Here is a 19,936-nt window from a genome sequence, read left to right as displayed (position 1 = left end):
GTGGCACGACCAGGAAACTGTCGCCGTCATCAACGCACAAATCTCTTTGACGCTGCCTCTCGCTGTTGCGGCGAGAGCCCAGAGCGATCCCCGCCTTCGCGGGGATGACAACTGAACTGTTGCGAGCGCTGTTGCTCAGCCCTCGCGCACCACGTTCAACACTTCGTGGCAGGCGCCCATCGTGTGGTAATCGGTCTTGCCGGCCGGGCTCTTCTCATCGTCGTACTTGCGGTTGTCGGCATCGAGGATGCGGAACCAAGCGCCATAACGATGATCGACGAAGTACTGCCACGAGTACGCCCACAGCCGGTCGTACCACTCCCAGTAGCCGGCATCGCCGGTGCGCTTGGCCAGCAGCGCGGCGGCGGCAAGCGACTCGGCCTGCACCCAGAAATACTTGTCGCCGTCGCAGACGAAGCTGTCGCCACCGATGGCCTCTCCGTCCATGTTGGGCTGACGGCGCGATTCCGGCGCAAAGCCGTAATACAGGCCACCGCGCGCTTCATCCCACGCGCGCGTCATCGAGGTATCGAACAGATGCCGCGCGGTCGGCACCAGCCAATCGGCATCGATGTGGCGATCGAGGATCATCAGCAACTTGGCCCATTCGGTCTGATGGCCGGGTTGGAAACCCCACGGACGGAACAGATGCTTGGGGTTGTCCAGGTTGTAGTTCCAATCGATGTTCCAATCGATGTCGTAATGCTCCCAGACCAGACCGCCAGCCTTGGCCGCCTGCCGACGGGTCGTGTTGTCGGCCAGCTGCAGAGCGCGCTGCAGGTAGCGCTGCTCGCCGCTGGCCTCGAACGCCGCCAGCATGGCTTCGCACATATGCATGTTGGCGTTCTGGCCGCGGTAACCAGTGAAGTTCCAGTTGGCGTCGGCTTCGTCGCGGTACAGGCCGTGCTGCGGCTCCCAGAAGTGGCGTTCCAGCAGCTGCCAGGTCTCGTCCATCCACTCGCGGCCCTGCTCGATGCCGGCTTTCAACACGCAGCTGTAAGCCAACAGCACGAAGGCCACGCCGTAACAGTGGTTCATGTCGTCCTCGACCTTGCCGTCGCGCAGGGTCCAGGCGTAGCCGCCAGTGGCGGGATTGCGGTGCACATCACGCAGGTAGCGCACGCCGTGCTTCACCGCATCCAGATACTCGGCGTTGCCGTACTCGCGGTAGGCCATGGCGTAGTTGAAGACGAAGCGGGTGCTGCTGACCAGGTGGCGATGGCTGCGATCGTAGATGCTGCCGTCGTCCCGGTAGTAGTGGAAGAAGCCGCCGTCCGCGTCAATGCAATGCGGATGGTAAAAAGCCATCGTGTCGGCGATATGCGCGCGCAGGAAGGCCGGGGAACGGAAATCGGGCGTGGTGGTCATGCGATGGCTTCCTGTTGCTGCAGCAGCTGCTGTACTTCACTCAAGGCGGGCATTGCGGCGAACGCACCCTTGCGGGTTACCGCCAGGGCACCTACCGCAGCCGCGAAGCGCAGCGTGCCATTGATTGCATTCGGGGTCTGGCAGAACGCGGCGAAGCCGGCGCCTGCGCCACCGCGCTCAACCAGCCCGACCAGCACGCCGCCGACAAAGGCGTCGCCGGCAGCGGTGGTGTCCACGGCCTGCACACGGAAGCTCGGTACCTCGCCCTCGCCATGGCGGGTATACCAACGCAGCGTGCCGGCACCGTCGGTGACGATCACCCAGCGTGCCTGCGCCGCCAACAGACGGCGCAGTACCTGCGCATCACCATCAGCGCCCAGCGGCGCGGCCAGGTAGTCGAGCTCTTCACGCGAGAGCTTGATCAGGTCGGCGCGCTCCAAGGCCTGCCACAGGCGCGGCGAGGGATCGACACCCGCTGGCCACAACGCCGGGCGCAGGTTCAGATCCAGGCTGACCACCGCGCCAGCAGCGCGCGCGCGCTCCATGCCTTCGAACGTGGCTGCGGCGATGTCCGCTTCGGTCAGGCTGTTGGAACAGACGTGGAAGCAGGCCGTGCCGTCGAAACAGGCCGGCAGATAGTGCTCGGCACGGAACAGCAGGTCCGCCGCCGGCGGCCGGTAGAAGCTGAAGCTGCGCTCGCCATGTGCGTCCAGCGCGACGAAGGCCAGCGCAGTCTTGGCTGCATCGGTACGCACGATGCAGTCGGTCTCAACCCCCGCCTGCTGCAGGCTCTCCAACAGGAAGTCACCAAACATGTCGCGGCCCAGCATGCCGGCGAAATGGCTGCTGGCACCCAGCCGCGCTGCGGCCACCGCGACGTTGGCGGGGGCACCGCCAGCGTACTGCAGGAAGGCGCGCGGGGTATCCGCCGAGGCCGGTGGCTGCGCTAATAGATCGATCAAAATTTCGCCGAAACAAACAATCTTGCCCATCTGGCCTTAGTCCTGTTGGGTAACGCCGGTGCTGGTGCGCGAACCGACCAGCCCGTAGAAAATGATGTAGCCGTAGCACAGCAACGGCAGTACGAATGAATGGTGCACACCGATCCGGTCGGCCAGCACACCCTGCAGGAACGGCACCACCGCGCCGCCGACAATGGCCATGATCAGCAGGCTGGAGGCCTTGTTGGTCAATGGCCCCAGGCGCTCGATGCCAAGCGCGAAGATGGTCGGGAACATGATCGAGTTGAACAGGCCAATCGCCACGATCGAGTACAAGGCCACCTGGCCTTCAGTACCCATGGTCAGGGCCAGCAAGCCGACGTTGATCATTGCAAACAGGGCAAGCAGCTTGCGCGGCGAGAAGCGCACCAGCAGCAACGAACCGGCAAAGCGTCCGATCATCGCCATGGTCCAGTACAGCGAAACGTAGTGCGTTGCCTGCTGCTCGCTGAAACCGCCGATGTTGGGCTGCGACAGGTAGTTGACCAGGAAGCTGCCGATCGAGACCTCGGCACCCACATAGAAGAAGATGCCCAGCACACCAAACAGCAGGTGCTTGTGGCGCAACGCATCGCCATAGCTGTGGCGTGCGCTGTCGGCCTGTTCGCTATTCTCGCTCAGCGACGGCAGCCGGAACAGAAAGACGAACAGCGCCAGCAGGAACAGGGCCACTGCCAGGCCGAGATACGGCCCCTGCACCGACTGCGCTTCCTGCGCGCGGTAGGCCAACTGGTCGGCCAGCGGCAGCGCGGTCAGCTCATCGGCACTCTTCACCGTGTTGCCGAGGATCAACATGCCGCCGAAGATTGGTGCGATTGCGGTACCCAGCGAGTTCAGGGCCTGTGCCAGCGTCAAACGGCTGGAACTGGTGCGCTCCGGACCAAGCAGCGCGACATAGGGATTGGCCGCTACCTGCAGCACGGTGATGCCGGTTGCCAGCACAAACAAGGCCGCAAGGAAGGCGCCATAGACGCGCAGCTCAGCCGCCGGCCAGAAGCCAAGCGCACCGATGCCGGCAATCACCAGGCCGGCGACGATGCCCTGCTTGTAGCCCAGCCGCGCCACCAGTCGACCTGCGGGCAGCGACATCAGGAAGTAGGCACCGAAGAAAGTGAACTGCACCAGCATTGCCTGGGTGTAGTTCAGCTCGAACACCGACTTCAGGTGTGGGATCAGGATGTCATTGAGGCAGGTCAGGAAGCCCCACATGAAGAAGATGGTCGTCGCCACCGCCATGGCCACACGCGTATTGACCACGGGCCCCGACTGGCTTGATGTAGATGATGGCGATGTTGGTATGTGCATGTGGGCTGCCTGGATACGGTAATCGGGAGATGGGGTTGAGGAGTCAGCTAGGTCTTGCTGCACTGCTTTCGCGGATCCTCAGCTGCACCGGTGCGACAGTGCGCATCGGTGCTGCGTCGGGGTTGTCCAGGCGCTGCAGCAACAAGGCTGCAGCCTGCCGGCCACGTTCGCGTGGATCTGCGGTCAACGTGGTCAACGGCGGCACCGCGACCGCAGCCTCGGAGATATCGTCGAACCCGGTAACGGCGAAGTCACCGCCCGGGCGTATGCCACGTGAGGTCAGGCCCAGCATCAGGCCCAATGCAACCGTGTCGTTGTAGCAGACCGCCGCGCTGGGACGCTGTGCGCTTTCAAACAATTCGCCCGTACGTGCAGCGGCTTCCAGACGGTTGGGTGCGGACTCGATCAACCAGTCCGCATGCAAGGGCAAGCCCGCTTCACTCAATGCCTGCTGGTAACCCAAACGACGCTGCGCGCAGGAACTGGATGCCCCATGCCCGCCAAAGAACGCGATATCACGATGACCGCGTTCGATCAGGTGACGGGTTGCCATGTACGCGCCGTGCTGGTTGTCCAGGGTGAGGAAATCCCAGTCCGCGCCGGCCAGCTCACGGTTGAACAACAGCACGTTGGCATGCGCACCCAATACATGGCGCAGCTCTTCGGCATCGCTGCCTTCGGCCGGCGACAGGATGAAGCCGGTCGGCGTGTGCTCCATCAAGGTGCTTAATACCGCCTGCTGACGCTGCGGCGATTCGCCGGTGCTGCCGAGCAGGGTCACGAAGCCCTTGCCACCCAATGCCTCGTCCACGCCCGAGGCGAACTCGGCGAAGAACGGGTTGGATAGATCGTTGATCACCAGTGCGATCGAAGACGAAGTGCGGCGCCGCAGGTTGGCGGCGGTGCGGTTGTACACATAACGTTGCTTGCGCAGCTCGGCTTCGACCTTGGCGCGGGTGTCGACATTGACCAGGGGACTGCCACGCAGCACCAGCGATACGGTCGCCCGCGACACGCCCACCGCCTGCGCGATATCGGTGACGGTGACCGCACGTTGGCCGGCCTTGCGTGCGCCCTTGGCGCCGGTAGAAGTCTCTTTCATCGTTTCCGCTGCGGTTCCGGGATGCGCCAAGCCTAAAGGATCACGGCCAGCGCTTGCGCTGCCCGTGCCCTTCCTCCCGGCCTTGGCGCCGCCCGAGCTCACGGCTGGGCGCTGCCAGGGGTGGCGCAGTACGACACCGGCAGGTCGGCCTGTGCGGTGCCCCAGCCCTGCTCCGGTGCCTGCGCACCGAGGGTGAAGCGCACATCGCCGCCCTGCTGCAGGCGCTGCCAATCCAGCCACACCGCCGGCTGCGGCTTGCCATCAACCTGCACGCTCTGGATGTACTGCAGGCTGCGCGGATCGGCACCCGGTGCCTGCAGACGCAGCGTGCGGCCATTGCCCAGGGTGATCTCGGCCTTGCTGTAGCGCGGCGCATGCAGCAGCAACTGGCCGCTACCCGGCACTGCCGGGTACAGGCCCAGCGCACTGAACAGGTACCAGGCCGACATTGTGCCCAGGTCGTCATTGCCGGTGACGCCGTTCGGCGCATTGGTGAACAGCTGCTGCGCGGCGCGCACCACGGTGGCGGTCTTCCACGGCTGGCCGATCAACGTATACATCCACGGCGAATGCAGGTCAGGCTCGTTGTTGGGGTTGTAGCGGTACTGGTTGTAATAGCTGTACGGGCCAACCACCCATTCCTTGCGCGCAGCGGTGAGCGGTGCCTGCAGCAGCGCGTCGTAAGCGAAGAATGCATCCAGGCGCTTGCCGGCCTGCTCGCGGCCATGCATGGCCTGCAGCATGCCGGGCACGTCCTGCTGCACCAGCCACTGGTACTGCCAGCCGGTGCCTTCATGGAAGCCATGTTCCGAACGCGGGCTGTAGTGCCCATCGGCCGGTGTATACCACTTGCCGTTCTCGTCGCGCGGACGCGGGAAGCCGGTGAAGCCGGTTTCGGCATCACGCACATCGGCGTCCCACACCTTGTGCCAGTTGCCGCCGCGTGCGCGCAGCGTCGCCGCATCGTCGGCATGGCCCAGGCCATCGGCCATCTGCGCCAACGCGCAATCGGCCAATGCATATTCCAGCGTTGCCGAGCCGCCATGGTGCGGATCAACGTCCATGCCCTTGGACGGGTACGCACGGTCATAAGCGACGTAGCCGTTGGCGAGGTAGCTGGCGTTACCGGAACGACCAGCATGACGCGAGTTGATCGGCGGCACTTCAAAGGCGTTGCGACGCAGTGCGCCCCAGGCCTCCGCCTCACGACCCTTGAGCGCGCCAAAGCGCCACAGGTCGACCATGAACGGCGTAACCGGGTCGCCGGTCATCACATTGGTTTCGAAGTTGGCGTAACCCCAGCGCGGCAACCAACCACCCTGTTCGTTGATCGCCAGCAGGCTGCGGCCGATATCGCGCGCGACTTCCGGGCGGGTCAGTGCCAGCCACTGGTTCTGCGTGCGGTAGGTGTCCCACAACGAGAAGTACTCGTAATACGTCCAACCATCGGCACGATGGATGACATCGTCATAACCACGATAACGACCATCGGCATCACTGCCGGTCATCGGCTGCAGCAGCGCGTGGTACAGCGCGGTGTACAGCACGGTGCGATCGTCGGCGTTTGCCCCTTCGACCTTGACGCTGCCCAGCTGCTCGCGCCACTGCGCCTGCGACAGCGCGCGCATGCGATCAAAGCCCAGCAATTTACCGCCCTGCATGCCATCGCTGCGCAGGTTGTTGCGTGCACCTTCGGCATCCACATGCGAGATCGCACTGGTGGCGGTGACACTGCGGCCATCGGCCAGGTCAAAGCTCAGCCATGCACCGTTCGGCTTGGCCTCGCCTTCCATGCTGTGGCGCGCGCCTGGCAGGCCGCCTTCTTCGCCCCAGGTACCGTGCGCCTTGAACGGGCGATCGAATTCGATGCGGAACCAGGTGGTGTACTGGTGGCCGCCACAGAAACTCTTGGTGACCAGCTTGCCTTCCACCGCACGGTCGCCGACCACGTCGATCACGCTGCCGATCACCGAATGGCGCTCATTGGCCTGGGCAACATTGACCAGCACCTGGCCTTCACTCACGCCCGCGCTGAAGGTGTAGCGCTCGGCGGCGGCGCGGGTCAGCGCAGTGGTTTCCACGTCGATGCCGCGGTAATCGGTCAGACGGACTTTGTAGTAACCGGCCTGCCCTATTTCGCCGTCATGGCTGTACGCCGAGGCATAGCTCTTGTGGTCGAAACGCTTGGGGTCCTTGGTATCGAAATCACCACCGGGGCCGATGCTGCCGGTCACCGGCAACACCGAGACCTGCCCGCCCTGTTCCCAGCAACCGGCGCCGGAGATGAAGGAATGGCCGAAGCCGCGGATCTTTTCGTCGTCGTAGCGCCAGCCCGAGTAGTGGCTGCCGATCGGGCTGACCTGGATCAGGCCGAACGGTGCCGACGCGCCCGGGAAGGTGTTGCCGTCATCCTTGCTGCCGATGAAGGTATTGACCTCACGCTCCAGCGCGGCCGACGGCGCGGCCTGCAGCAACGGCGCAAAACTCAGCGCCAGCAGGCAGGCAGCCGTTGCCAACGGGCGGCGACGGGAGTGGGCGGTGGAAGGCGATCGGCTCATGCATTGGATCCTTGGGTCGGTCGGTACGGCGTCGATGTAGCTACGGCAGAAGGTGGCCCGGACAAGCCGGGCCGCTGATGTCCAGCCCATCCGGGAACGGGATGGGGGAGAGATGCCAGGCATCAGCAAAACGGATCGGCCCTGCAGCTGCCCCGACAGCCGTCACGACGACGGCAGGTGGGGTTTGGGCAGCGAACAACGGGCCTTTCAAAGCTTTATTCGGCTTTGTTTTCAGTGATTTGCAGACCGCGAAGCGCTGTATAGCACCGCCCAAGCTGCATCCCCCGATCTACATTGCCAAAAATTTAGATCGATCCAAGTAAAGCATGAGCATTTCGCCCAACGCATTCTGCGGCGCAACATCGCGACAGAAATCCCTCCCTGTAGTGCCGAGCCGTGCTCGGCAGAGGCCTTACCGGCAAAGCCCCCAAAGCCCCCCCACCCCCTCGCCCGTTTACGGGAGAGGGGCGGTAGTGCCGAGCCATGCTCGGCAGAGGCCTTACCGGTAAAGCCTCAAAAGCCAACCCCTCCCCGCCCCTCCCCTCGGCCTGCGGCCAAAGGGAGGGAGCCAGGCGGTAGTGCCGAGCCATGCTCGGCAGAGGCCTTACCGGTAAAGCCTCAAAAGCCACCTACTCCCCGACCCTCCCCTTGGCCTGCGGCCAAAGGGAGGGAGCCAGGCGGTAGTGCCGAGCCATGCTCGGCAGAGGCCTTACCGGTAAAGCCTCAAAAGCCAACCCCTCCCCGACCCTCCCCTTGGCCTGCGGCCAAAGGGAGGGAGCCAGGCCATATTGCGAAGCAACATGCGTCAAACCTTTGGCTGTGCTAAAAAATGCGCGCCAATCGTTTAGATCGATCCAAATCGACACCCCCACGATCGCCGGCAACGGAACCCTGCTCGAGCGCCAGACAAGTCATTGAGCGAACGCAACAAGGCCCCGGTTTCACCCGTTTTTAGATCGATACAAGTCCAAATCAACGTGACAGTTAGCGATTCAATCCAGGAGAGGGAGAGAAATGAAACAGATCACACGCAAGCACGGCCGCGACACATTGTCCGCTGCCATTGCCTTCGCCTTGTTCGCCGTCGCAGCCGTTCCCGGCGCAGCGCTCGCGCAACAGGCCAGCACCAACACCAGCCCCGATGCCACCACGCTCGATAGCGTCAACGTCACCGGCTACCGCTACGCCATCGAAAAAAGCCTTGAGCAGAAGCGCGACGCCAATGCCGTGGTCGAGGTGATCACCGCAGAAGACGTCGGCAAGTTCCCCGACAAGAACGTGGCCGACGCGCTGCAGCGCGTGCCCGGCGTGATCGTCACCCGCGATGGCGGTGAAGGTAAGAACGTCAGCGTGCGCGGCCTGTCCTCGGAGCTGACCCTGACCGAGTTGAACGGCAACTACGTGGCCACCGCCGAATCCAACGGCGACCCCACCCGCTCGTTCAACTACACCCTGCTGCCGTCGAACATGCTGGGCAGCGCCGAGCTGTTCAAGTCGCCGGAAGCGCGCATCGACGAAGGCGGCATCGGCGGCACGGTGATCCTGCACACACGCCGTCCGCTGGACATGGAATCCAACACCGGCTTCGTCTCCGTCGAAGGCACCTGGGCCGACACCACCAAGAAGACCGACGGCCAGCTCTCGGCCTCGTATTCGTGGCATGACAAGGACGACCGCTTCGGCGTGTTCGTCGGTTATACCGACCAGAAGCGCACCACCCGCACCATGGGCGCCAGCACCGAAGGTTGGTCCTGGTATGGCCGTGACGAAGGTGGCACCGCGGTTGACGTCAACGGCAACCCCTCCGACTTCAACTCCAACTGGTGGGGCGGTACCGGCTTCTACGACCAGAACGGCAAGTACTACACCGGCTTCATGATGCCGACCTCGGTGAACCTCGACGTCAAGGACGAGGAACGCGAGCGCAAGGGCGGCCAGGTCACCCTGCAGTTCAAGCCGCTGGACAACCTCACCCTGACCGCGAACTACTTCCGCTTCGACCTGTCGCAGAACTCCCAGACCCACACCATCAAGGTGCCGGAATGGAACATCGCCCGCTATTGGGGCGACGGCAACTGGGCCGGCGGACGCCTGCTGGACGGGCTGACCATGGACCCGAGTGGCACCATCGTCACCGGCGCCAACTACAGCAAGCATCCGGGCAAGACCTATTACTGCAGCGAAGACCAGGCCGCCGCCGGCGGCATGGCGCCAGGCGGCTGGGGCTCGGACGACTGCACGGTGCCGACCCCGCAGATCACCGGCAGCTACAACATCGAAGAGGCACTGTCGCAGACCGTCGATTTCTCCGCCGAATGGATCGGCGAATCGGTCGACATCGCCTTCAAGGGCGGGCGCACCTGGGCCGAGGGCGGCCCGTCGCTGCAGTTCTCGGTGCCGCTCAAGCCGCGCAGCCAGAATGCGGACGGCAGCTGGAATCTGGGCAACCTGGCCAGCTCCTGGAGCCTGACCGGCACGCCGTCGATGGCGTTCTCGCCGGAACTGATGCAGAACCTGAAGAACGGCATCCTGCAGGTTGACCTGGGCTCCACCGGCTCGTCCTGGACCCGCAACACCAACCAGCAGAAGTTCGCCCAGATCGATACCACCTGGCACAACGACTCCGGCTTCCTGGAATCGCTGCAGTTCGGCGTCAAGTACCGTGACGGTGGCATCCACCGCAGCACCGGCAACAGCTACTGGGCCTGCCCGGGCACCGACGCCAGCGACTACGAAAACCGCTACTGGAACGGCGGCTGCAACGACATCGCCCAGCAGTTCTCGCCGGACTTCGTGTACGCCATGGGCAACCTGGCCGGTGGCATCAATGCAAGCGCGTTCCCGGCCATCAACTACCCGGCCTACATCGCCCATCTGAACAAGACTTACGGGCCGATGCAGACCCGCAACGAGGACAACTTCGTCTACAACGTGGACGAGAAGATCTACTCCACCTACCTGCAGGCCAACTTCCGCACCGAGCGCCTGCGCGGCAACGTCGGCGTACGTGTGGTCAGCACCCGCCAGCACGCCGATTCCACCGACAAGGTCACCTCGTACAACGACTACTTCTACGACGACGCCAACGGCAACCCGCTGGCCTGCCAGGACGGCGACGCGGTACCCGGCGGCGCACCGGTCCGTACGTACTGCGGTAGCGAGGGCTACTGGCGTCTGTCCGACAAGGAAGCGCGCAAAGAGTCGTTCGCGGTCAGCAGCCTGGACCGCAACTACACCGACGTGTTGCCCAGCTTCAACCTGGCCTATGACCTGACCGACAACCTGCTGCTGCGCGCAGCCGCCTCCAAGGTGATCTCGCGCCCGAGCTACAGCAACATCGCCGCACCGGGCAGCCTGGAATACTTCAGCCCCGAATACGTCAACGACCGCCGCCTCACTGGTGGTGCGAGCGAGCAGGGCTGGTACGGCTCGGGCAGCAACAAGAACCTGGAAGCCTACAAGGCCACCCAGTACGACATCGGCGTGGAGTGGTACTTCCAGCCCGGCTCGGTGTTGGGCCTGGGCCTGTTCCGCAAGGACGTCAGCAACTTCTCGGTACCGGTGGTACAGGACGTCACCCAGAACATCGGCGGACAGACCGTTGTCGTGCAGAACTACTCCACCACGGCCGGTGGTCGTGATGCAGTGTCACAAGGCCTGGAGTTCTACGCCCAGCATACGCTGGACTTCGGCCTGGGCTTCCAGGCGAACTACACCTGGAACGACACCAACGAAGCGGCAATCACCCTGGAAGACGGCACCGAGATCGGCAAGTCACCGCTGGTTGGCAGCGCCGAGAACCAGGCCAACTTCACCGTGTTCTATGAAATTGAAAAACTGTTGTTGCGTGCCTCGTGGAACCGTCGCGGCGAAGTGGTGCAGGGCCTGGTCAGCGGCCTGAACCTCTACCAGGAGCCCTATCAGCAGATCGATCTGAACGCCGCCTACAACGTCACCCCGGCGCTGAGCCTGACGGCATCGGTATTGAACCTGACCAAGGAAGAGACGCGCACCCATCTTGGCAACGACACCAAGGCCCGTTTCTACTCCAATGGTTACGCCGGTCGTGTTGTCTACTTCGGCGTGAACTGGAAGTTCTAAGACTGTTGTAAACGTGCCTGGCGCACGCAGGTAATGAAAAGCCGCGCTGGCAACAGCGCGGCTTTTTTCTTCGAATCTGGACGGAGACTGCTTTCCCTTCTCCCGCTTGCGGGGGAAGGTGCCCGGAGGGCGGATGGGGGGCTTTTGCTTTTGCTTTTGCTTTTGCTTTTGCTTTTGCTTTTGCTTTTGCTTTTGCTTTTGCTTTTTTTGCTTTTCCTACCGCATTTCCTAGTAAAGAAACCGCAAGGCAAAAGTCAAAAGCTCCCCTCACCCCAACCCCTCTCCCGCATGCGGGAGAGGGGCTAGCAATTCAGCATGCGGAAGAAGAGCTGGCAATCCCGCATTCCCATAACTCAAGTCAACGCCGTCATGACCCCTTTCCGATACGCCGGCCGCTGCTGCAGCCGCGCGTACCACGCTGCCAGATGCGGCAGCTCCGGTCGCTGGATCGGCATTTCAAACCAGGCGTAGATAAAGGCGCCGAGCGGAATATCGCCCATCGCAAACCGTTCGCCGGACAACCAAGGCTGCTTTTCCAAAGCCGCATCGACCAGCGTCAACAGTTCCCCACAACGCAACAACGCTGCGGCAATCCGCGCCTCATCACGGTCCGCCGGAGCAGTGCGAACAACGCCCCAGAACAGATCGCGAAATGCCACCGCGAAACTCGAGGTAGTCCAATCCATCCACTGTTCGCTGCGCGCCCGCTCAACCGGGTCGGACGGATACAACACGTCCAATGCATAACGTGCAGACAGATAACGCACGATGGCATTGGATTCCCATACCGGCAGGCCATGGTCCTCAATCACCGGCACCAGTCCATTGGGATTCATCGCCCGGTACTCCGCCGTCTGCGTGCCACCGAACGCGCCGCCCACTTCGATCGACTCATACGGCAGGCCGATTTCCTCGGCACACCACAGCACCTTGCGCACATTGCTGGAATTGCGCCGGCCCCAGATCTTCAACATTCCCCAACTCCTTTCAGATCAGTTCTCATCGCGTGCGCCTTTGCGTGGCAGTGCGCGTACCGCCGATGCCTTGCCGGCACGTTTGACCTCGAACAGGCCGGTGGCATCAATCAACTCACTCAACTTGCGATAACCATAATTGCGCGAGTCGAACGACGCACGGTTGGCAATCTGATTTCCTACCGCACTCAGCAAGGCCCAGCCCTGCTCGTCGGCCACGGCATCCACTGCGCCGCGCAATAGATTGAGCAGCCGCGTATCACCACGCAGTTCGTTGGTGCTGCGTGGCTTGATCGGCGCAGCCGGCGGCTCAGCGACTTCCGTTGCAGTCGTCGCGGTCGGCGCAGTGCTGGCGGCCACCTGCTCGACGACTTCGGGGGCATCGTTGCCCAACGCTTCCAGATAGGTGAACTTCGAGCAGGCGTTGACGAAGGCCAGCGGCGTCTTCTGTTCGCCGAAGCCATATACCTTCACACCATCGGTGAGGATGCGCATCACCAGCGGGGTGAAGTCGGCATCGCTGGAGACAATCGCAAAGCCATCCAGGTTGCGCGCGTACAGCAGGTCCATCGCGTCCACCACCATCGCCATGTCCGAGGCGTTCTTGCCCTTGGAGTAGGCGAACTGCTGGATCGGCCGGATCGCGAACTCGTGCAACACACTTTCCCAACCCTTCAAGCGCGGGTTCTTCCAGTCGCCGTAGGCACGGCGTACGTTGGCCACACCAAAGGCGGCCACTTCCACGAGGATCTCGTCGATCTTCGATGACGGTGCGTTGTCGGCGTCGATCAACAACGCGATGCGCTTCTCAGGCTCAGACACGGGGTAACTCCATGGCGGCAAGCTGACCGCCAGTATCGGTCATCGCTGTTTCAAAGCACATCAATGCGATGATATGCGCTGACAACCCGCCCCCACGGCCGGTTCACCGGCCACACCGGAGTACGTCATGCCGCAACACCCGCATCTTGTCGTCATTGGCGGAGGTTTCGCCGGGCTCTGGGCCAGCCGTGCGCTGGCCGATGCGCCTTTGCGCATCACCCTGGTCGATCGTCGCAACCACCATCTGTTCCAGCCGCTGCTGTACCAAGTGGCCACCGCCGGCCTGTCCTCGCCGGATATCGCCGCGCCGCTGCGGCATATCCTCGGCAAGCAGCGCAACATCGAGGTGCGGTTGGGTGAAGTGGTGTCCATCGACAAACATGCCAAGCAGGTGCAACTCGGCGATGGCAACCAGATCGCCTACGACATGCTGCTGGTTGCCAGCGGCGCCACCCATGCCTATTTCGGCCACGACGAATGGGCCGCCGATGCGCCCGGCCTGAAGACCCTGGACGACGCGCTCTACCTGCGCCGCAAACTGCTGCTGGCCTTCGAGCGCGCCGAAGCTGAATCCGACCCGGCCAAACGCGCCGCCTGGCTGAGCTTCGCCATCGTCGGTGGCGGTCCGACCGGCGTGGAGCTGGCGGGCACCCTGGCCGAGATTGCCCGCCACACACTGAAGAACGAGTTCCGCCATATCAATCCGGCCGACGCCAAGGTGCGACTGGTTGAGGCCGGGCCGCGAGTGCTCTCGACCTTCCCGGAAGTGCTGTCACTGAAGGCTCGTCGCCAGCTGGAGAAGCTCGGCGTGGAAGTGCTCACCGGCACCGCCGTCAGCCATATCGACGGACAGGGCTTCCAGCTTGGTGACACCCACGTGCCTGCGCGCACCGTGGTGTGGGCAGCCGGTGTGGCCGCCTCACCACTGGCGCGCACGCTGGACGTGCCACTGGACCGCGCCGGTCGCGTGCAGGTCGAACCTGACCTGACGATTCCCGGTCACCCGGAGATCTTCGCCGGTGGCGACCTGGTCGCGCTGATGCAGGCCAACGGGCGGCCCGTGCCGGGCGTGGCACCGGCCGCCAAGCAGATGGGCAAGTACGTGGCGCAGGTGATACGGGCGCGCCTCGATGGCAAGCAGGCACCGGCGCCGTTCCGTTACAGCGATCAAGGCAATCTGGCCACCATCGGTCGCATGGCTGCGATCGTGCATGTTGGCAAGTTGCAGCTGTCCGGGCTGCTGGCCTGGTGGTTCTGGCTGGCCGCGCACGTGTTCTTCCTGATCGGCTTCCGCAACCGGCTGGTAGTGCTGCTCAACTGGGCGGTGGCGTATTGGAGCTACCAGCGCAGCGCGCGCATCATCCTCGGCGATGCCGACGAGGGTGATGGCAAGGAACCTGCTGGCTGATCGACGCCGCGCCAGCGGCACTCAGCTGTTGCCGTTGGCGAACTGCTCGAATACTTCGCGCCCGGTCATTGTTGGCGTCTGGTTGGCCAGATCGTAGTACGACGGCTTTTCATCGATGAAGATCTGGCTGGCCAGTTCGAACGACTGTTCCTGGAACAGCCCCGCGGACATGAAGTATTCGCCAGCCGGCACCAGCCGGTAGTACAGGTGCGTGCCGCACTGTGAGCAGAAGCCGCGCTCGGCCCAGTCGGAGGATCGATAGGTCTTCAACGCGCTGCCGATGACCTGCACCTGGTCGTCGCAATGCACGGCGAACATCGGTCCGCCGGACCAACGTCGGCACATGCTGCAATGGCAGAGGCCGATTCTCGAACGCTCATTGGCGAGCACTTCGATCGCACCACACAGGCACTGTCCTTTCATCATCGGGTCCGTCTGCAAGAGGAATGCAGAATCTACACGGGAAAGCTTTCCTACCGGCGATGAGAATCGTCCCGTAGTGCCGAGCCATGCTCGGCAGGGGCTTTACCGGTGACGGCAGGTTCCCCTGTAGTGCCGAGCCATGCTCGGCAGAAGCTTTACCGGCGACGGCAGGTTCCCCTGTAGAGCCGAGCCATGCTCGGCTGGAGCCTTACCAGCGACGGTTGCTCCGTGCATGAAGCCCCTGCCGAGCATGCCTCGGCACTACCAAAAACAAAGGCCCGGGTTTCCCCGGGCCTTCGTGTTACTGCTGCTGCCTTGCTCAGGCGGCGAACAGTGCCTTCATCTTCTTCAGCGCATTGGCTTCGATCTGGCGGATGCGCTCGGCAGACACGCCGTACTCATCTGCCAGTTCCTGCAGCGTCACCTTGCTGTCGGCTTCCAACCAACGGCGGGCGATGATGTCGCGCGAACGCTGGTCGAGCTTGGCCAGACCTTCGCGCAACAGGCTCAGCTGGTTGTCTTCGCTGTCTTCGCGCTCATACGCCTGCGACGGATCTTCATCGCGCGCGACCAGATACGCAGCCGGCGACGGCGGCGCATGATCGTCGTCTTCATCCGACGGCGCATCGAAGCCGATGTCACGACCGGACAGACGCGATTCCATCTCCATTACCTCACGCTCGGAGACGTTCAGATCCTTGGCGACGGCGCTGACCTCGGCGGCGTTCATCCAGCCCAGGCGGGTCTTGGACTTGCGCAGGTTGAAGAACAGCTTGCGCTGCGCCTTGGTCGTGGCGACCTTGACGATGCGCCAGTTCTTGAGGATGAACTCGTGCATCTCGGCACGGATCCAATGCACCGCGAAGGACACCAGGCGCACACCCATGTCCGGGTCGAAGCGCTTGACCGCCTTCATCAGGCCGATGTTGCCTTCCTGGATCAGGTCGCCCAGCTGCAGGCCGTAGCCGTTGTAGCCGCGGGCCACGTGCACGACGAAGCGCAGGTGCGAATGCACCAGCTCACGTGCGGCGTGCAGATCCTGCTCGTCGCGGAAGCGACGCGACAGTTCCTGTTCCTCATCGACCGACAGCACCGGGATCTGGTGCACGGCACCGATGTAGGCGTCCAGCGAACCGAGCGCACTGGGGATCGGGAGATTGTTTGCCACAAGGGCAGTAGAGGTGTTCAGGTTCATAGGACCTCATCTTAGCAGTCGAACTATTGGACTGCTCAGTACAGAAAAAGTTCCAGCGTTCTGTTTTTGTTCGCAAACTCGAGGTCATACCTGAATAGGCGACAGCAACGACGGCATTTCCAACCCCGCCAAGGTAGCAAAGCCAAGGTCACCGCGATATGACAGGAATCAAGGCAGTTCAGCGATCAGACGGCGCCAGATCGGCCAAGGCCGGCAGCCGCCAGTCGATCCGGGCCTGGCCGTTGCGGGCCAGATAGTCATTGGCCTGCGAGAAGTGCCGGCAACCGAGGAAACCACGGTGGGCCGACAACGGCGAGGGATGCGGCGCCTTGAACACGCGGTGGCGGCGGGTATCGATGACCTTGCCCTTCTGCTGGGCGTAGGCGCCCCACAGCAGGAACACCAGGCCTTCGCGCTCGCGGTTGAGCACATCGACCACATGGTCGGTGAAACCCTCCCAGCCGCGGCCCTGATGCGCGCCTGCCTTGCCCTCTTCCACCGTCAGCACGGCATTGAGCAGCAGCACGCCCTGCTGCGCCCATGGCAGCAGGCAGCCGTGATCCGGGCGCGGGATGGCCAGGTCGGCTTCAAGCTCTTTGTAGATGTTGAGCAGGGATGGCGGCACCGGCACGCCCGGTTTCACCGAGAAACTCAGGCCATGCGCCTGGCCATGGCCGTGGTACGGGTCCTGCCCCAGCACCACGACCTTGACCTGCTCGAACGGCGTGGCGTTGAAGGCGGCGAAGATATCCGGGCCGGGCGGAAATACGTGCGCACCTGCTGCCTTGCGCTTGCGCAGGAACGCGGACAGCTCGCGCATTTCCGGACGCAGCAGCCAATCGCCGATGCGCGCCTTCCAGCTGGGCTCGAGCTGGATCTGTGCGCCGTCTTCGCTCACAGCACCACCGCCGGCTGTGCCATGCGTGCCAGCCGCAGCTGGAACAACACCTTGGTCACCAGCAGGCGCTCTTCGATGGGTTTCTGCACCAGGTCATTGGCACCGGACTGCAGCAGCGCCGACTGGTTGTGCGGATTGCTGTCGCCGGTCATCACCAGCACCGGCAGGCGGCGCTTGCCGTAGGCGAAGTCGACGCGGATGCGTTCGACCACATCGCGGCCGCTGAGCTCGCCCTTGAGGGTGACGTCGGTCAGCACCAGGTCCACCTGCCGCGTGGTGCGGCCCAGCGACTCGGCGGTGAGCAGCGAGAACGCGTCCTCGGCGGTGAGCACGTGCACGACGTGCAGGTCATGGCGTTCGAGCATGCGCTTGGTGGCTTCGGCCACCACGCGGCTGTCTTCGACATACAGCACGGTGGCATTGGCCACCGGCTCGGGCTGCACATAGCCACGGATGAAAGTCGCCAGGGCTTCATGGCCCAGCGCCTTGTCGAAATAGTCGGTGACGTATTCGGTGAAGCGGCGCTGTTCCAGATGCTGCTGGGCGTCGCCGGAGACCACGATCACAGGTACGTAGGCCTGCCCCGCGGTTTCGCGCACGCCACGTGCCAGCGCCAGGCCATCGCCATCGGGCAAGGCCAGCGAGGTGGTGACCAGATGCACCGGGCCAGCCGCCAGCGCTTCACGCGCCTCGGCAATGCTGGCGCAGCCCACAACCTCGACATCAGGCAGTTCGCGCTTGAGCACGTCGCTGATCAGGCGCCGTACCAGTTTGGATCCATCGACCACCATTACCCGCGGCGCGTCGCTGATCAGGTGCTTGAGCTCGTGCGTGGACATGCGGGCCTCAGGTTTCAGTCGGGCGAGTCTGCCTGAGGAAGTGACCAGTCACCAGCCATGCCCCCAACCAACCCAGGATCGTGGTGCCAACCAGCACCATGCCCGAATGCAGCAGATCCAGGCCATGCAACATGAAGGGGCTGCCGTAGCTCTGCGACAGGTTGGCCAACGGCGCGCGCAGGGCCAAGCCGCACACGCCAATCAGGCCCAGTGCCACGGCACCGGCACCGAGCCCGTACCACGCGCCCAGATAGACGAACGGGCGGCGGATGAAACCGTCGCTGGCACCCAGCAACTGCAGCACGCCGATTTCCTCGCGCCGCGCCTGGATGTCCAGGCGCACGGTATTACCGACCACCAGCGCCGCACCCACGCCGAGCAGCACCGACAACACCTGCACCAGGCGCGCGCCGAAACCCAGCCAACCATCCAGCCGTTGCCGCCACAGCGCATCGTGCTGGACCAGATCGGCCTGCGGCAGGCTTTCCAGCGACTTGGCCAGGGCGGCGTCGACGCCGGCGGCCGGGGTCACAACCAGCAGCGTTGGCAGCGGGTTTTCACCCAGCGCATCGATGGCTTCGCCCAGACCAGCGTTCTGGCGCAGTTCGGCCAGGCCTTCGTCCGGCGTACGCAGCAGCACCTGGCCGACATCGGCGCGGGCGCGCAGGGTCTTGGCCAGTTCCTGTGCCGCAGCGCCATCGACGTCGGTCTTCAGGAACAGATTGATATCACGCGACTGCTGCACGCTGCCGGAGAAATGCTTGAGGTTGTCCAGGCCGATCGACAGGCCCAACGGCAGTGCTAGGGCCAGCGCCATCACTGCCACCGTCAGCGCGGTAGCCCACGGCCTGCGCACTGCGCGGCCGAGACTGAAGACCACACTGTGCAGATGGTGGTTGATCCAGGTGGCCAGCCGCGACGGCGCTGCCGTGCTGGCATTGGCATTGGCATTCGTAGCGGCTTTGTCGGCGTTGTTGCTGCTAGTCATTCGGCCAGGTCCTGCGGCGAGATGTCATCGACCAGACGGCCGTGGTCGAGGATCAACACGCGCTTGCGCATCTGCTTGAGCAGGGCCAGGTCATGGCTGACCACCAGCACGCTGGTGCCGCGCGCCGGCAGCTCGGCAAACAAGGTCATGATTTCCGCGGCCAGGGTCGGATCGAGGTTGCCGGTGGGCTCGTCGGCCACCAGCAGTTTGGGCTCGGCGACAATCGCGCGGGCGATGCCGACACGCTGCTGCTCACCGGCCGACAGTTCGCTGGGCAGCGCCTTCTCGCGATGGCCCAGGCCCATCCGCTCCAGCACCGAGCGCACCCGCTTGCCGGTATCGGCACGGCGGTCGCCGCGCAGGATCAGCGGCAGGGCGACATTCTCGCCAATGCTGCGGTCGACCAGCAGGCGATGGTCCTGATAGACCGCACCGACTTCGCGCCGATGCAGGGCAACCTTGCCGCCGCGCACCTTGAGCAGGTTGCGCTCGCCAAAGATGACCGCGCCGCGGCTGGGCCGCTCGCTGAGATGGATCAGCTTGAGCAAGGTGCTCTTGCCGGCACCGGAGTGCCCGGTGACGAACAGCATCTCGCCGGCCGCCACCTCGAAGCTGACATCCAGCAGCGCCTGATGGCCACCGGCATAGTGTTTGCTGACATTGTCAAAACGCAGGACGCTCATCGTGCTGATTATGCAGGAGCGCAGGCGGACTGCGGGGAATGCCGGTCACGTGACGAGGATTATGCCTAGTGCCGAGCCATGCTCGGCAAGGGGCTTCACCGGCCACGCCGCAGGAGCGGCACAAGCCGCGAAGCCGGGATTGCATCAACCGGTAGAAAGCTCCCCCCTCCCCGACCCTCCCCTTTGCTGCGCAAAAGGGAGGGAGCTGTAGTGCCGAGCCATGCTCGGCAAGGGGCTTTACCGGTAAGGCCTCTGCCGAGCATGGCTCGGC

15 protein-coding genes are annotated in these 19,936 nt (G+C 63.7%); 2 read left to right on the top strand and 13 right to left on the bottom strand.

The window, feature by feature from the left end; all coding sequences use genetic code 11:
• Positions 1-135: 135 nt before the first annotated feature.
• From ACVOLV_RS14015 to ACVOLV_RS13995, 5 genes are all read right to left on the bottom strand, one after another.
• Positions 136-1,368: an AGE family epimerase/isomerase gene (locus ACVOLV_RS14015; RefSeq protein WP_481554932.1), complete on the bottom strand. Its 1,233-nt coding sequence runs from the start codon at positions 1,366-1,368 to the stop codon at positions 136-138.
• Positions 1,365-2,360 (bottom strand): carbohydrate kinase family protein, encoded by a 996-nt coding sequence (locus tag ACVOLV_RS14010; protein WP_481554931.1) that lies wholly within the window; start codon positions 2,358-2,360, stop codon positions 1,365-1,367. The genes ACVOLV_RS14015 and ACVOLV_RS14010 overlap by 4 nt, the downstream gene beginning before the upstream one ends.
• A gap of 6 nt (positions 2,361-2,366) precedes the next feature.
• The gene (gene fucP, locus ACVOLV_RS14005; protein ID WP_481554930.1) at positions 2,367-3,674 is read right to left on the bottom strand and encodes an L-fucose:H+ symporter permease; all 1,308 of its coding nucleotides are present in this window, start codon (positions 3,672-3,674) and stop codon (positions 2,367-2,369) included.
• A gap of 43 nt (positions 3,675-3,717) precedes the next feature.
• Positions 3,718-4,776: a LacI family DNA-binding transcriptional regulator gene (locus tag ACVOLV_RS14000; protein WP_481554929.1), complete on the bottom strand. Its 1,059-nt coding sequence runs from the start codon at positions 4,774-4,776 to the stop codon at positions 3,718-3,720.
• A 98-nt stretch (positions 4,777-4,874) separates the two neighbouring features.
• On the bottom strand, positions 4,875-7,334 hold the full coding sequence (locus ACVOLV_RS13995; protein ID WP_481554928.1) for a GH92 family glycosyl hydrolase: 2,460 nt from the start codon (positions 7,332-7,334) through the stop codon (positions 4,875-4,877).
• Positions 7,335-8,348: 1,014 nt separating this feature from the next.
• On the opposite strand from ACVOLV_RS13995, the gene ACVOLV_RS13990 reads away from it, so the two are divergent.
• Complete coding sequence (locus ACVOLV_RS13990) at positions 8,349-11,435, top strand: TonB-dependent receptor (protein WP_481554927.1); 3,087 nt, start codon at positions 8,349-8,351, stop codon at positions 11,433-11,435.
• A 353-nt stretch (positions 11,436-11,788) separates the two neighbouring features.
• On the opposite strand, the gene ACVOLV_RS13985 is transcribed toward ACVOLV_RS13990, so the two are convergent.
• Positions 11,789-12,409 carry a glutathione S-transferase family protein gene (locus ACVOLV_RS13985; protein ID WP_481510852.1) on the bottom strand — a complete coding sequence of 207 codons (621 nt, stop codon included), beginning with the start codon at positions 12,407-12,409 and terminating at the stop codon, positions 11,789-11,791.
• Positions 12,410-12,427: 18 nt separating this feature from the next.
• On the bottom strand, positions 12,428-13,231 hold the full coding sequence (locus tag ACVOLV_RS13980) for an NYN domain-containing protein (RefSeq protein WP_481554926.1): 804 nt from the start codon (positions 13,229-13,231) through the stop codon (positions 12,428-12,430).
• A 127-nt stretch (positions 13,232-13,358) separates the two neighbouring features.
• Between ACVOLV_RS13980 and ACVOLV_RS13975 the strand changes: the two genes are divergently transcribed.
• Positions 13,359-14,639, top strand: coding sequence for an NAD(P)/FAD-dependent oxidoreductase (locus tag ACVOLV_RS13975; RefSeq protein WP_481554925.1), 1,281 nt, complete (start codon positions 13,359-13,361; stop codon positions 14,637-14,639).
• 21 nt (positions 14,640-14,660) lie between these two features.
• On the opposite strand, the gene ACVOLV_RS13970 is transcribed toward ACVOLV_RS13975, so the two are convergent.
• The 6 genes from ACVOLV_RS13970 to ftsE all read right to left on the bottom strand — a co-directional run bounded on the left by ACVOLV_RS13970 (position 14,661) and on the right by ftsE (position 19,665).
• On the bottom strand, positions 14,661-15,062 hold the full coding sequence (locus ACVOLV_RS13970; RefSeq protein ID WP_481554924.1) for a GFA family protein: 402 nt from the start codon (positions 15,060-15,062) through the stop codon (positions 14,661-14,663).
• A 319-nt stretch (positions 15,063-15,381) separates the two neighbouring features.
• On the bottom strand, positions 15,382-16,257 hold the full coding sequence (rpoH, locus tag ACVOLV_RS13965; RefSeq protein ID WP_481554923.1) for an RNA polymerase sigma factor RpoH: 876 nt from the start codon (positions 16,255-16,257) through the stop codon (positions 15,382-15,384).
• 178 nt (positions 16,258-16,435) lie between these two features.
• Positions 16,436-17,155: a uracil-DNA glycosylase gene (gene ung, locus ACVOLV_RS13960; protein WP_481554922.1), complete on the bottom strand. Its 720-nt coding sequence runs from the start codon at positions 17,153-17,155 to the stop codon at positions 16,436-16,438.
• Positions 17,152-17,994: a response regulator gene (locus ACVOLV_RS13955; RefSeq protein ID WP_282272954.1), complete on the bottom strand. Its 843-nt coding sequence runs from the start codon at positions 17,992-17,994 to the stop codon at positions 17,152-17,154. Before ACVOLV_RS13955 ends, ung begins: the two co-directional genes overlap by 4 nt.
• Positions 17,995-18,001: 7 nt before the next feature.
• A complete protein-coding gene (gene ftsX / locus ACVOLV_RS13950; protein WP_481554921.1) occupies positions 18,002-18,982 on the bottom strand; it encodes a permease-like cell division protein FtsX in 981 nt (326 codons plus the stop codon).
• On the bottom strand, positions 18,979-19,665 hold the full coding sequence (gene ftsE, locus ACVOLV_RS13945; RefSeq protein WP_481510910.1) for a cell division ATP-binding protein FtsE: 687 nt from the start codon (positions 19,663-19,665) through the stop codon (positions 18,979-18,981). Before ftsE ends, ftsX begins: the two co-directional genes overlap by 4 nt.
• Between the last annotated feature and the right edge of the window lie 271 nt (positions 19,666-19,936).

It is taken from the genome of Stenotrophomonas sp. STEN023, assembly GCF_056760135.1.
Note: the sequence above shows the minus strand (reverse complement) of the source record. Positions and strands in the feature narration are given on the sequence as shown.

What these genes read in the sequence shown, in the direction of transcription:
- rpoH (WP_481554923.1), bottom strand. Translation starts at nt 16,257, where the DNA reads ATGAACCTGAACACCTCTACTGCCCTTGTGGCAAACAATCTCCCGATC.
- ACVOLV_RS13990 (WP_481554927.1), top strand. Translation starts at nt 8,349, where the DNA reads ATGAAACAGATCACACGCAAGCACGGCCGCGACACATTGTCCGCTGCC.
- ACVOLV_RS13985 (WP_481510852.1), bottom strand. Translation starts at nt 12,409, where the DNA reads ATGTTGAAGATCTGGGGCCGGCGCAATTCCAGCAATGTGCGCAAGGTG.
- ACVOLV_RS14015 (WP_481554932.1), bottom strand. Translation starts at nt 1,368, where the DNA reads ATGACCACCACGCCCGATTTCCGTTCCCCGGCCTTCCTGCGCGCGCAT.
- ACVOLV_RS13955 (WP_282272954.1), bottom strand. Translation starts at nt 17,994, where the DNA reads ATGTCCACGCACGAGCTCAAGCACCTGATCAGCGACGCGCCGCGGGTA.
- ACVOLV_RS14010 (WP_481554931.1), bottom strand. Translation starts at nt 2,360, where the DNA reads ATGGGCAAGATTGTTTGTTTCGGCGAAATTTTGATCGATCTATTAGCG.
- ACVOLV_RS14000 (WP_481554929.1), bottom strand. Translation starts at nt 4,776, where the DNA reads ATGAAAGAGACTTCTACCGGCGCCAAGGGCGCACGCAAGGCCGGCCAA.
- ftsX (WP_481554921.1), bottom strand. Translation starts at nt 18,982, where the DNA reads ATGACTAGCAGCAACAACGCCGACAAAGCCGCTACGAATGCCAATGCC.
- ftsE (WP_481510910.1), bottom strand. Translation starts at nt 19,665, where the DNA reads ATGAGCGTCCTGCGTTTTGACAATGTCAGCAAACACTATGCCGGTGGC.
- ACVOLV_RS13995 (WP_481554928.1), bottom strand. Translation starts at nt 7,334, where the DNA reads ATGAGCCGATCGCCTTCCACCGCCCACTCCCGTCGCCGCCCGTTGGCA.
- fucP (WP_481554930.1), bottom strand. Translation starts at nt 3,674, where the DNA reads ATGCACATACCAACATCGCCATCATCTACATCAAGCCAGTCGGGGCCC.
- ACVOLV_RS13970 (WP_481554924.1), bottom strand. Translation starts at nt 15,062, where the DNA reads ATGAAAGGACAGTGCCTGTGTGGTGCGATCGAAGTGCTCGCCAATGAG.
- ACVOLV_RS13975 (WP_481554925.1), top strand. Translation starts at nt 13,359, where the DNA reads ATGCCGCAACACCCGCATCTTGTCGTCATTGGCGGAGGTTTCGCCGGG.